The organism is Aliiglaciecola aliphaticivorans, assembly GCF_054782055.1.
Map to the genome: position 1 here is coordinate 147,072 of NZ_BAAGTF010000029.1, position 13,098 is coordinate 160,169.

The 13,098-nt window shown below is 42.1% G+C and carries 9 protein-coding genes; all 9 read right to left on the reverse strand.

From position 1 onward, the window contains the following. Positions 1-28: 28 nt before the first annotated feature. The 9 genes from ACYVIL_RS15610 to mutS all read right to left on the reverse strand — a co-directional run bounded on the left by ACYVIL_RS15610 (position 29) and on the right by mutS (position 13,016). Positions 29-1,231 (reverse strand): HD-GYP domain-containing protein, encoded by a 1,203-nt coding sequence (locus tag ACYVIL_RS15610; RefSeq protein ID WP_460313333.1) that lies wholly within the window; start codon positions 1,229-1,231, stop codon positions 29-31. 163 nt (positions 1,232-1,394) lie between these two features. Next, the gene (gene leuD / locus ACYVIL_RS15615) at positions 1,395-1,997 is read right to left on the reverse strand and encodes a 3-isopropylmalate dehydratase small subunit (RefSeq protein WP_303472417.1); all 603 of its coding nucleotides are present in this window, start codon (positions 1,995-1,997) and stop codon (positions 1,395-1,397) included. Positions 1,998-2,006: 9 nt separating this feature from the next. Next, positions 2,007-3,401 carry a 3-isopropylmalate dehydratase large subunit gene (gene leuC, locus ACYVIL_RS15620; RefSeq protein WP_303472415.1) on the reverse strand — a complete coding sequence of 465 codons (1,395 nt, stop codon included), beginning with the start codon at positions 3,399-3,401 and terminating at the stop codon, positions 2,007-2,009. A gap of 40 nt (positions 3,402-3,441) precedes the next feature. Further along, positions 3,442-4,548, reverse strand: a complete 1,107-nt coding sequence (gene leuB / locus ACYVIL_RS15625) for a 3-isopropylmalate dehydrogenase (RefSeq protein ID WP_303472413.1) — start codon at positions 4,546-4,548, stop codon at positions 3,442-3,444. Positions 4,549-4,555: 7 nt separating this feature from the next. Continuing rightward, positions 4,556-6,115, reverse strand: coding sequence for a 2-isopropylmalate synthase (gene leuA / locus ACYVIL_RS15630; RefSeq protein ID WP_303472411.1), 1,560 nt, complete (start codon positions 6,113-6,115; stop codon positions 4,556-4,558). Between the two features lie 381 nt (positions 6,116-6,496). Further along, entirely contained in the window at positions 6,497-7,138 is a 642-nt protein-coding gene (locus ACYVIL_RS15635; RefSeq protein ID WP_460313336.1) for a hypothetical protein, read from the reverse strand. Positions 7,139-7,218: 80 nt separating this feature from the next. Continuing rightward, a complete protein-coding gene (eno, locus tag ACYVIL_RS15640) occupies positions 7,219-8,511 on the reverse strand; it encodes a phosphopyruvate hydratase (RefSeq protein WP_460313338.1) in 1,293 nt (430 codons plus the stop codon). A 106-nt stretch (positions 8,512-8,617) separates the two neighbouring features. Further along, positions 8,618-10,249 carry a CTP synthase gene (locus ACYVIL_RS15645; protein ID WP_303472405.1) on the reverse strand — a complete coding sequence of 544 codons (1,632 nt, stop codon included), beginning with the start codon at positions 10,247-10,249 and terminating at the stop codon, positions 8,618-8,620. A 187-nt stretch (positions 10,250-10,436) separates the two neighbouring features. Beyond that, complete coding sequence (gene mutS / locus ACYVIL_RS15650; protein ID WP_303472403.1) at positions 10,437-13,016, reverse strand: DNA mismatch repair protein MutS; 2,580 nt, start codon at positions 13,014-13,016, stop codon at positions 10,437-10,439. Positions 13,017-13,098 lie beyond the last annotated feature (82 nt).

Below are 13,098 nucleotides of genomic sequence, written 5' to 3' on the forward strand. Positions count from 1 at the left end.
AACGACTACTAAATGCCCTGTTTAAAAATCACAACGCGGTTATTAAAATCTCTTTTAAAAACTTGGTTAAATTTAAACCAAAGTCTTCAGATCGAACGGCACTGATAATTTTTACATTCACCTGACTTAAATCTAACTTTTTGACTTCAGAATAGCTTGAGGTTTTTAAGTTATAAAAAGCCATGACGACAGGCTTCATAGGAGTCTCTTTGTTGCCGCGAGTTATTATCGCTAACCTATCATTATCCAATTTTACAAGAGAGCCAACGGGGTGCACACCTAAGCATTTTATAAATTGAGCAACAAGTACCTGGTCATAACTTTCATCACTTAGAAGCTTCACTAGGGCTTTAGAAGGGGTCACGGCTTTACGAAATGGCCGTTCATTAATCATCGCATCGTAGCTATCTACAATCCCGGCCATTCGAGCGTATTCACTTACATCATGTTCACTCTGCGCATCTGGATAACCTGTGCCATCGATTCGTTCGTGATGGTTGAAGATAATATCTTGTACTATCGCGGTTACACCTCCGCAGCGGTCAACTAAATCAAGACCAATATCCACATGGGTTGTAATAATTTCTTTTTGTTGGAGGGTTAGTTTTGCAGGGGATTGCGTAATGTCTTTTGGCATGTTGGTCATACCGACATCCATTAACAATCCGGCTAGACTTAACTCTTCAATTGCTTGCGGACCCATGTTTCTATAATTTGCAAACATCGTCAGTAAAATAGAACAGTTTAGAGAATGCTCTAACAAATATCTTCCTGATTTATTTAGTAAGGTTAAGCAACTCAAGCCACTTGGCATGTTTAATACTGATTCTATTATATTTGCACTTAAGTTCTTCACATCAGACAGTGACGGCGTATCGTTGGCTGCTAAGCGCTTAAAAAATCGACTTTGAATAACCAAGGCTTCATCATATAGCTTAGTAGCAGCCTCAAGTTGTTCACTATCAGTATAAGATTTTATTTTGGGGGGAGGCGATGAAGGTGTTTCTTTAATTTCGTCTTGTTCTACTTTAGGAGTGACAACTGGTGGTGGAAGATTACTTCGAGATAAATCAATTTCTACTTTGGTTACACCTTTGCTCTTTAACAAATCAATTGATTTAACTGATTTTACTAGGCCTTTTGTTTTTATTTTTAATTTGCCTTTTTGTTCGATAACTTCATTAACAAACATGCCTGGCTTTAAATCTTCGATTTTGATCGCTTCAAGCATTACTACCCAACACTCCCAACAGATTTTTAAGGTTTTAAATGAAGCTGTATTTTATCCCAATAGTAATTTCAAATCTCCTTTTAAATCGTGGTTTAGAAATTTAAACAAGCATCCAGGCAAGGAATTTACTCCGTCGTTCCTGGATGCTGTTATTACAAGAGAACTATCTTAACCAAGCTAACGCGTTATTTTCATAATCAAGAATTTTATCGTCTAGTTCTAAGGTTTGACCAATAGCATCAAGCCCTTTAATCAAATTGTTTTTATGGTGTTCAGGGATATCAAAATGATATTCATGCTCAGCCACTTTAACCCTTTGATTGGGTAAATCGATAAAAATTTGGGTTTCAGGCTTGTCTTTCACAATGGCAAAAAGACTGTTCATCTCGTCATTGCTAAGGCTAATTGGCAATAATTGATTATTTATACAATTACCATAAAAAATATCAGCGAAACTGGTGGCAATGATGACGCTGTAGCCGAAATCAGCGAGGGCCCAAGGAGCATGCTCACGGCTTGAACCGCAACCAAAATTTTCACGAGCTAGTAGAATACTCGCTCCCTGATATTCAGGTTTGGTTAGGGCAAAATCTGGGTTGACTTCTTTTTCATGTAAATCTAAATAACGCCAATCGTGAAATAAGTGTTTGCCGTAGCCTGTGCGAGTAACCCCAGTCAAAAATTGCTTGGGAATGATTTGATCTGTGTCCACGTTGGCTTGATCAAGTGGTGCTGCTGTACCTAAATGGGTTGTGAATCCTGTCATCATCTACTCCTACAAGTCGCGTACATCAATGAAGTGACCAGTGATCGCAGCTGCAGCTGCCATTGCTGGAGAAACTAGGTGGGTTCTTGCCCCACGGCCTTGGCGTCCTTCAAAATTTCGGTTACTCGTTGACGCACACCTATCACCTGCTTTGAGAATATCGTCGTTCATTCCTAAACACATTGAACAACCGGGTAGGCGCCATTCAAAACCCGCATCAATAAAGATTTGGTCGAGTTTTTCTTCTTCAGCCTGTTGTTTAACTGATACGGAACCGGGAACAACTATGGCTGTTACGCCTTCTGCTACTTTTCCTTTTTTAGCAATCTGCGCTGCTGAGCGCAGGTCTTCAATTCGACTATTAGTACAAGAACCGATAAATACATTATTGACTGCAACATCCGTAAGCTTTGTGCCTGCTTTCAAATCCATATACGCCAGGGCCTTACTAGCTGATTCACGCTCGATGGGATCGCTAAAGTCTTCTGGGGTTGGAATGGCATTAGTCACACCAGTCACTTGACCTGGGTTGGTTCCCCAAGTTACCTGTGGGGCAATGTCTTGTGCTTGCAATTCAACCACTTTATCAAAATGCGCACCCTCATCGGTATGCAAGGTTTTCCAATAGGCTACTGCTTCATCCCAAGTTTCCCCAGTTGGCGCATATTCACGACCTTTAATGTATTCAAACGTGGTTTCATCAGGTGCAATAAAGCCCGCTTTTGCTCCTGCTTCAATGGTCATGTTACACACTGTCATGCGCTCTTCCATGGTTAACCCACGAATGGCTTCTCCGGCATATTCGATAACATACCCAGTGGCGCCGGCATGGCTTATTTCACCAATAATGGCCAGAATGATGTCTTTTGCTGTGATGCCAATGGGTAATTTTCCATCAACATTAATTAGCATACTTTTGGCTTTGCTTTGTTTTAATGTTTGGGTGGCAAAAACATGCTCAACTTGTGAAGTACCTATACCAAAAGCAAGGGCGCCAAATGCGCCATGGGTTGCCGTGTGGGAATCTCCACAAACAACCGTCATACCGGGTAAAATTAAGCCAAGTTCAGGCCCTATTACATGGACGATACCTTGCTTTTGATGTCCTACAGGGAATAATTCAATACCGTGTTCTTTACAATTGTTGGCTAAGGTCTGCAATTGCAGTTGGTTTTCTGGGCCGCAGGCATCTATTGCTAACGAGCGAGTAGAAATACTGTGATCCATGGTTGCGAAGGTTTTTTGTGGACATCTTACTTTACGTCCTTTTTCATTTAACCCTGCAAACGCTTGTGGAGTGGTGACTTCGTGGATCAGGTGACGGTCAATATAAATAAGATTATCTTCACCCAATTGATCGACAATATGGGATTCCCAAATTTTGTCATATAAAGATTTTGCCATTTTTAGTTCCTAAATTTAAAGCTTAGCCTGCAGGCTAATTTTAGCTATTTTGCGCTGCTGATAATATGTGCTGACTAATTACGTCACCCACTTGCGATGTAGTTTTGGCTAGATGGCGTTTTTCTGGAGGAAGTAACTCTCCTGTTAATACACCTTCAGCTAACGCTTTGCGCACCGCATCATCAATTTGATCTGCCGCTTCGCCCTGATTCAAGCTATAACGTAGCATCATCGAAGCAGACAATATTTGCGCAATAGGGTTAGCAATGCCTTTACCTGCAATGTCAGGCGCTGAGCCTCCAGCAGGTTCGAACATACCAAAACCGCTCTCATTAACACTCGCAGACGGTAATAATCCCATGGAGCCTGTAATCATTGCACACTCATCAGAGATGATGTCGCCAAACAAATTAGAACAAAGCATCACATCAAACTCGTTGGGGTAACGCAGTAATTGCATGGTGGCATTATCAATATAGATATGCTCAAGTTGTACTTCTGGATAATCCTTTGCTACTTCTTCCGTTACTTCACGCCATAAACGAGAGCACACTAGCACATTCGCTTTATCTACCGAGGTGACTTTTTTGCCGCGCTTCATCGCCGCTTCAAACGCACTTTTAGCTATACGACGAATTTCACGTTTTGAGTAACGCATAGTGTCATAGGCAAATTGCTCTTCGCCTTCACCCTCAAGTCCTTTAGGCTGACCAAAATAAATGCCACTGGTGAGTTCTCTGATGACGAGTACATCAAATCCACTTGCTGCGATATCTGCGCGAAGGGGGGATAGTGATTCTAAGCCTTCATAAATCTTAGCAGGTCGTAAGTTACTGAATAAATCGAAGTGGCCTCGCAATGCAAGCAATGCTGCTCGTTCCGGGCGTTGCTCCAAAGGCAAACTATCCCATTTAGGACCGCCTATGGAACCAAACAAAATTGCGTCTGCTTGTTCGCACCCTTTTAGGGTGTACTCTGGGAGAGCCTTTCCATGATTATCAATGGCTAAGCCACCCACATCATATTCGTTCAGAGTAAATGACAATCCGCAGGTTTTTTCAACTGCACTGAGCACTTTTCTGGCCTCAGCCATAATTTCTGGACCTATACCGTCTCCTGGTAAAACGGCAATTTCATAATTAGACATGTACTTATTAAACCCCTGCAATTTTTATTTGTTGTTTCTTCTGTTGATCAATTTGATCAGCTAAATGTGTGTTGTTTAACACATAAATGAGTGCTTTGACGCCCGACTCCACGATATCGGTGGCAAGACCGATACCGTTGAAACGGCGACCATTATATTCGGCGATTAGACTGACTTGAGCGAGTGCATCAGCACCTTCACCTTTCGAGTCTAATTTGAAATCAACCACATCGACTCTGCTGTGACCTATGGCTTTAGTAATGGCATTGAAGGCTGCGTCTACTGGTCCGTTACCCACAGCTGATTCGGTAACTTCAGATTCACCAATACGCATTTTCACGGTAGCACTGGGAATAATTTCCCGACCCGAATTGGCTTGTAAATAGAGTAGCTCGAAATGAGCTTGGTCTTGTTTCTGTTGATCAAAAAACAACAGTGCTTCTAAATCATAATCAAACACTTGGCCTTTTTTATCGGCTAATTTCAAGAATGCACTGTAAATCGCTTCTAAGTCATAGTCGCTTTGTTTATAGCCTAACTCAGTCAATCTATGCTTAATGACATGGCGACCTGAACGTGAAGTTAGGTTTAAGTTATTTTTATTAATTCCCACACTCTCTGGAGTCATGATTTCATAGGTGTTTTGTGCTTTTAGAACACCGTCTTGGTGAATACCAGAAGAGTGACTAAACGCGTTGGCTCCTACAATGGCTTTGTTAGCCTGAACCGGCATATTACATAACTGGCTAACGAGTTTAGAGGTACGTGAAATTTCATTGGAGTTGATGTTGGTTTGCAAACCCAACATGGCATGGCGGGTTTGCAATATCATTGCAATCTCTTCTAATGAACAGTTACCCGCGCGTTCACCTATTCCATTCATTGTTGCTTCAACTTGTCTTGCACCATTTTCCACGGCAGCCAAGGAGTTAGCAACGGCCAAACCTAAGTCATTGTGACAATGAACTGAGATGGTTGCTTTGTCGATGTTCGGGACTCGATTGTATAAATTTTTAATGATCCCACCGAACTCTGTTGGCGTTGTATAACCGACAGTATCAGGGATATTGACCGTAGTTGCGCCAGCGTTGATTGCCGCTTCAACCATGCTGCACAAGTAGTCGATATGAGTACGTCCTGCATCTTCGCAGGAAAATTCTACGTCATCTGTATAGCGACGAGCGTGTTTAATGGCATGTACCGCCATTTCCACAATCTCTTCTTGGGATTTTTTAAGTTTAGCGCCAACATGTATATCTGAGGTTGCGATAAAAGTATGAATACGAAATTGATCGGCAACCTTTAAGGCTTCACCACAGGCATCAATATCTTTTTCTAGGGCTCGAGATAAGCCACATACAGTGGCGTTCTTGATTTCTCTGGCAATGCTTTGCACTGACGCAAAGTCACCCGGTGATGACACTGGAAATCCAGCTTCAATGATATCTACGCCTAAACGTTCAATGGCAAACGCAATTTGCAGTTTTTCTTTAACAGTGAGACTTGCAGGCAGCGCTTGTTCGCCATCACGCAAGGTTGTATCAAATATTTTCACTTGATTAGACATATTTTTTCTCCTGTTAAGTATATTGCCCATACAAAAAACCCGTGCGTTGCACGGGTTTTAAAATCAGTTGTGACATTTACAACCTACCCGTGCAGTCTCGCTGCCAGAAGTAGTAGGATGTTCAGTAAAGCTATTTTTCGTAAAGCCACATTGTTCTCAATTAATCAAATTTAGAGTAAATTCTCCAGTGGTGTATTTGTATCCTTTATCAGCCTATGCGTCAACCTTAGTTAATAAATCCATATATATCGCTTTGGAATAACTAACCTTAACTCGGGATAAGCAGGCGTATATGGCGCATTTTGCAGTGGAAATTTCACTAAACTCAAAAAACTGTTCATTAACTAAGCGACCTTTTAACCTATGTTGCTTTTAGGTTAATTACTTATAGGTCTTCCAATTGATGGTTGTGGATAGCAATAATTCTCGTAAGCTGAGCGTGCGGGGAATGGTTTTCCCCTTATGATTCCAGCTGTGACCGCAACACGCTGCGGTGATATTGCTTTTATTGGGAATTAATAAGGTTTTGCTTTGCAATGAATGTTCATACTCGCCTAAATAAGCGCCGTTAAAATTAAACCAACCATGTTTATTGAAATGCAGTTTATGCTGTTCTTGGTCGATTCTATCAACAGAGTCTAACTCCACGGTTTCAACGCCCATATCACTCATGTAAATCGGTGAGGGTAAGCCCATACGAACATAATTGCTAAACCAAACAAAGGTTTTTTCTGGATCGTACTTACTACTAACACATTTAGCCGTTTGTTTTGCTTGCCAGCTGCCATTGTGAATATCCACTTGAATTGGATAGTCTTGGGCAAGTAAATATTCGGCTGCATTTTTAATATGGTAGGGCAATCCGGATAACCGACGTTGTAACAATCGTATATTATTCGGTGCGGTTTTACTTAAGGAGTGTAATTCTCTTTCATACAGGGCATTACACAGCTCGGCAAAATGGCGCTGTCTTTGATCTGAGGCGAAGATATCAACTTGTTGTTGATGATTGGTATCGGACATTATCTGACTTATATCAGACAATTAGGGTAGTTGTAAGCATGCACCAGATAAAACTCAGGCTGGCACATGCTCATTAGGCTTTATTGACCTTTAATTTCAGCGCGACCGCCGTAACTAACTGAGTCACCTAAAGCTTCTTCAATGCGCAGCAATTGGTTGTACTTAGCAACACGATCAGAACGGCATAGAGAACCTGTTTTGATTTGTCCTGCTGCGGTTCCTACTGCTAAATCTGCAATGGTTGCATCTTCAGTTTCACCACTTCGATGAGAGATAACGGCTGTGAAACCTGCATCTTTAGCCATCTTAATCGCATCTAAGGTTTCTGAAAGTGAACCAATTTGGTTAAACTTAATCAGGATAGAGTTACCTACACCATTATCAATACCGCGTTTAAGAATCTTGGTATTGGTCACGAACAAGTCATCACCGACAAGTTGTATTTTATCGCCGATTTTGCCTGTTAGGTAAGCCCAACCATCCCAGTCGCTTTCATCCAAACCATCTTCAATTGAGATAATGGGATACTTAGCAGAAAGGTCAGCTAAATAATCACTGAACTGTTCAGAGTTAAAGACTTTTCCTTCACCTTTCATATTATATTGGTCGTCAACATAAAACTCAGATGATGCACAATCGAGTGCTAGGGTAACGTCTTTATCCATGACATAACCAGCGCTTTCAACTGCTTGGATAATAACCTTAAGGGCTTCTTCGTTTGAACTTAGGTTAGGGGCAAAGCCACCTTCGTCGCCAACTGCAGTGTTAAGGCCTTTAGCAGACAAAACTTTTTTAAGGCTATGGAAGATTTCAGCGCCCATACGTAGTGCTTCACGGAAATTCGGTGCGCCTACCGGCTGAACCATAAACTCTTGAATGTCTACGTTGTTATCAGCATGCTCACCACCGTTAATGATATTCATCATGGGGACTGGCATTGAGTACTGTCCTGGCGTGCCGTTAAGTTCAGAAATATGTTGATATAAAGGAACTTTTTTCTCCATCGCCGCCGCTTTTGCAACTGCCAGAGAAACCGCAAGAATGGCATTAGCACCAAACTTTTCTTTATTTTCTGTGCCATCTAGGTCGATCATAACCTTATCTACTGCACGTTGTTCAAGTGCATCTTGACCCACTAACGCTGCCTGAATATCACCGTTAATAGCGGCAACGGCGTTAAGTACACCTTTACCTAAGTATCTAGACTTATCACCGTCACGTAATTCCAATGCTTCACGAGAGCCAGTTGATGCGCCAGAAGGAGCACAAGCTCGCCCCCAAGCACCACTTTCCAAATAAACGTCTGCCTCTACGGTTGGGTTACCACGCGAGTCCATTACCTCACGGCCAATAATCTTGCTGATTTTTGCCATTCTTGTTGCCTTATAAAAATGTTTAATTTACGTTCTAAGCACTCGCATAATAATGCCTTTGTTTAAGGCTTATATTTATTATGCGAATAGGCGCTTGGTTCTTCTTTTAATTATTATTTTTATGGTATTCACCAGCGGCGTGCACAAACCCTGTAAATAGAGGGTGGCCGTCACGGGGTGTAGAGTTAAATTCTGGGTGAAATTGGCCTGCAATAAACCATGGGTGATCAGGTAATTCGATAACCTCAACCAAACGTTTATCGGTAGATAAACCAGACACAATTAAACCTGATGCTTCAATTTCATCACGCAGATTGTTATTTACTTCGTAACGATGTCTATGGCGTTCATAAATTTCTGTATCGCCATAGGTTTGGTGCACCTTTGTATCTGGAATTAAATGGCACAATTGACTACCCAAACGCATTGTACCACCTAGATCAGAAGTTTCATCTCTGACCTCTGTGCTGCCGTCCGATTCCAGCCATTCTGTAATTAAGCCGACGACTGGGAATGGGGTATCTGGATTAAATTCAGTACTATTCGCATCCGCCATGCCAGTTACGTTTCTAGCATATTCAATTAGCGCAACCTGCATCCCTAAACAAATTCCCAAATAGGGGACTTTGTTTTCACGAGCATATTTAGCGGCAGCTATTTTCCCTTCAATACCACGTTCGCCAAATCCACCTGGAACCAAAATAGCATCAAGATCGTGCAATACATTTTCGCCTTTGCTTTCGATATCCTGAGAATCGATATAACGAATATTGACTGAAAGACGGTTTTTTAAGCCTGCATGTTTTAATGCTTCGTTAACTGATTTGTATGCATCGGGTAATTCGACATATTTGCCGATCATGCCGATATTGACTTCGTCATTTGGATTAGACTCTGCATATAAAACTTGTTCCCACTCAGTCAAATCGGCTTCAGGGCAATCTAAACCAAAACGTTGAACCACTAATTCATCCATACCTTGGGCTTTTAGGCCCGCAGGAATGCGATAAATACTATCCACATCTTTTAAACCGATAACGGCTTTATCGGGGACGTTCGTGAATAATGCAATCTTTTGACGTTCGTTTGAAGGAAGGGCACTCTCTGAACGGCAAACTAGAATATCTGGTTGGATACCAATGGAGCGTAACTCTTTCACGGAGTGTTGAGTGGGCTTGGTTTTCACTTCACCGGATGCAGCCATGTAAGGAACTAATGTTAGATGCATATACATGGCGCGCTCACGCCCTAATTCTGCACCTAACTGACGAATTGCTTCGAGAAATGGTTGTGACTCTATATCACCTACAGTTCCACCTATTTCAACAATGGCTACGTCTACTCCTTCTGCGCCTTCTATTACCCGACGTTTTATTTCGTTAGTAATATGAGGAATAACCTGTATGGTCGCGCCAAGATAGTCACCGCGTCTTTCACGTTTTAATACTTCTTCGTATACGCGACCTGTGGTGAAATTATTGCGTCTGGTCATACGGGTACGAATAAAGCGCTCGTAATGACCTAAATCTAAATCTGTTTCTGCACCGTCATCGGTAACAAATACTTCGCCGTGTTGAATGGGGCTCATAGTGCCCGGATCCACGTTAATATATGGGTCCAGTTTGAGCATCGTAACTTTCAATCCTCTAGCTTCGAGAATTGCAGCTAACGAAGCTGCGGCAATACCTTTTCCAAGTGATGAAACGACACCACCTGTGACGAAAATATAATGTGTCATGTGTAACCTAAGACGTTTTGGAGTTGATAAGAATACTTGACCAAGGAACCGACAAAGTTTCGGCATATGGACGGCTCAACAGTATACGGAAACCTGCCTGTCCATACAACGAACTTTTTCATTAAACAGCGACAAATCTTGATTTGATTTAAACTACATTCAGTCAATGCTAATAACGTCTATATTATTAAGATTGTTTGCTCATTTCTTTAAGGGAATAAACTAATGCTAGGGCTTCTTTAGGCGTCAACTCATCGGGTTCCACTTGCTTCAATTTAATCCGTAATTCATCTACACAGTCCAAAAGATCTAATTGCTGTGAGTGATCACTTACTGCCAGCTCACTACTGTCAATGTTTGGTTGTTTTTCCAAAATAGCGAGTTTTGTTTTGGCGGAGCGAATAACACTCTTCGGCACTCCGGCTAGTTGCGCCACTTGTAAACCATAACTGCGATTAGCAGGGCCTTCTTGAACCGCATGCATAAAACGAATTTCATCGTTGTGTTCAATAGCATCAAGGTGCACATTAGCTAAACTGTCGAGCTCTGAAGCCAATTGAGTCAATTCAAAATAATGGGTGGCAAAAAGTGTGTATGCGTGAATCTTAGATGCAAGGTATTCGGCACATGCCCAGGCTAATGATAGGCCGTCATAGGTGCTGGTTCCACGACCAATTTCGTCCATTAAAACTAAACTATTGGCCGTTGCATTATTTAAAATATTCGCCGTTTCGGTCATCTCCACCATAAAAGTAGAGCGGCCAGAGGCGAGATCATCTGATGCTCCAATGCGGGTGAATATTCTATCTACAGGGCCGATAACGGCCTGCTGTGCGGGCACAAATGAACCTATGTACGCCATCAGCACGATCAATGCTGTTTGCCTCATATAAGTTGATTTTCCGCCCATATTTGGCCCTGTTATAATCAACATCCGTCTAGATGGGGTCATCGCTAAGGGATTGGCAATGAAAGGCGTTTTCATCACATTTTCAACCACAGGGTGGCGACCTTGTTCGTAGAATATTCCGCTCTGTTCAGACATTTCCGGACAATGTAAATCTAACGCTTCTGCTCGTTGTGCTAAATTACAAATAACATCTAACTCAGCCAGTCCCATAGCACTTATCATGAGCTCATTTAATTGGGGTAATAATAAATCGAAGAGCTGATCATATAACTGCTTTTCCAAAGCGAGTGCGCGTCCTTGGCTGGTAAGTACTTTGTCTTCGTGCTCTTTGAGTTCTGGAATAATATAGCGTTCGTTATTTTTTAAGGTTTGACGGCGGACATAATCCGCAGGGACCTGATCGGCAAAACTGCGACTAACTTCAATATAATAACCGTGCACTTTATTGTAATTTACTTTAAGTGAGGGAATACCCGTTCGTTCTTTTTCTCGAATTTCCAACTGTTCGAGATAGTCTGTAGCACCTTTGGCTAGGTTTCTGAGTTCATCCAATTCTGCATTGTAGCCTGGGGCGATCACACCTCCATCTCGTATCAATACCGGTGGGTTAGGGATGATTGCGTTGGATAACAATTCACCAAGTTCAGGAAAATTGTTGATATCTTCACTCAATTTAACAAACTCTGGTCCTAAATTTGCCAAAGTTTGTTGAACCTTTGGTAGCATTTCAAATGCATTGCCTAATCGGGAAAAGTCTCTTGGACGAGCGGAACGTAAAGCTAACCTGGCTAAGCAGCGTTCCATATCGCCTACAGATTTAAGCATATCTCGCAAATCTTCGTATTCGCCTTCATGTAAGGCTTTTATTTGCTGTTGACGGCTATTAATAACCTGTAAGTCGCGCACAGGGGTTTGGATCCAGCGTTTTAATAAGCGACTACCCATGGGCGTAACCGTATAATCTAGAATACTCGCTAAAGTATGTTCAACGCCGCCAGATAAATTCAAGGTTAACTCTAGATTGCGCCTGGTGGCTGCATCCATGAGTACGGTATCGTCATTATTTTGCAATTGGATTTTGCGTATGTGCGGTAAAGCCGAACGTTGGGTGTCTTTAACATATTGAACAATACAGCCAGCAGCACAAATCGCAATTTTTGCATCTTGCACACCAAAGCCATTGAGCTCTGTGGTGCCAAATTGTTGGTTTAGTTGCTTGTTGGCCGTTTGCAGATCAAATTCCCATACAGGACGTCGCCTTAAGCCTGCGCGATCATCGATTAAATGCAGATGACTAAACCCCTCAGGATATAGCAACTCGGCAGGATTACAGCGTTGTAATTCAGCTAATAGAGCTTCTTCTCCAGTAAATTCAGATAAACTAAAACGGCCGCTTGTAATATCGATCACGGCAAAACCAAACACGTCTTTTTGGGAAAACACAGCCGCTAACAAATTATCTTGCTTGTCTTCGAGTAAGGCTTCATCGGTTACTGTGCCTGGGGTGACAATTCGTTGTACTCGCCTTTCGACTGGACCTTTGCTGGTGGCAGGATCTCCCACTTGTTCAACTATCGCCACCGATTGCCCCATTTTAACTAACCGGGCAAGGTAACTTTCTACAGCATGATAGGGCACACCGGCCATAGGAATGGCGTTCCCACCTGACTTGCCTCTGGCGGTTAAGGAGATATCTAGTAGTTCCGAGGCTTTTTTTGCATCGTCAAAAAACAGCTCGTAAAAATCGCCCATTCGATAGAAAAGCAGAATATCTGGATGTTCAGCTTTTATGGTTAAGTACTGACGCATCATGGGAGTATGACTATCTAGATCTGGCTGTTTAACGCTATTACTCATTGAGGTTGGGATCTCTTTGCAGGTTGAGGTTATGCTTGAATAAATGACTTACCTAAAGCAAGACAATTAAAAACAATTGGGC

Bases quoted from the DNA above. Each gene is read 5' to 3' on its own strand.
- ACYVIL_RS15610 (WP_460313333.1), bottom strand. From the start codon at position 1,231: ATGCTTGAAGCGATCAAAATCGAAGATTTAAAGCCAGGCATGTTTGTT.
- leuD (WP_303472417.1), bottom strand. From the start codon at position 1,997: ATGACAGGATTCACAACCCATTTAGGTACAGCAGCACCACTTGATCAA.
- leuC (WP_303472415.1), bottom strand. From the start codon at position 3,401: ATGGCAAAATCTTTATATGACAAAATTTGGGAATCCCATATTGTCGAT.
- leuB (WP_303472413.1), bottom strand. From the start codon at position 4,548: ATGTCTAATTATGAAATTGCCGTTTTACCAGGAGACGGTATAGGTCCA.
- leuA (WP_303472411.1), bottom strand. From the start codon at position 6,115: ATGTCTAATCAAGTGAAAATATTTGATACAACCTTGCGTGATGGCGAA.
- ACYVIL_RS15635 (WP_460313336.1), bottom strand. From the start codon at position 7,138: ATGTCCGATACCAATCATCAACAACAAGTTGATATCTTCGCCTCAGAT.
- eno (WP_460313338.1), bottom strand. From the start codon at position 8,511: ATGGCAAAAATCAGCAAGATTATTGGCCGTGAGGTAATGGACTCGCGT.
- ACYVIL_RS15645 (WP_303472405.1), bottom strand. From the start codon at position 10,249: ATGACACATTATATTTTCGTCACAGGTGGTGTCGTTTCATCACTTGGA.
- mutS (WP_303472403.1), bottom strand. From the start codon at position 13,016: ATGAGTAATAGCGTTAAACAGCCAGATCTAGATAGTCATACTCCCATG.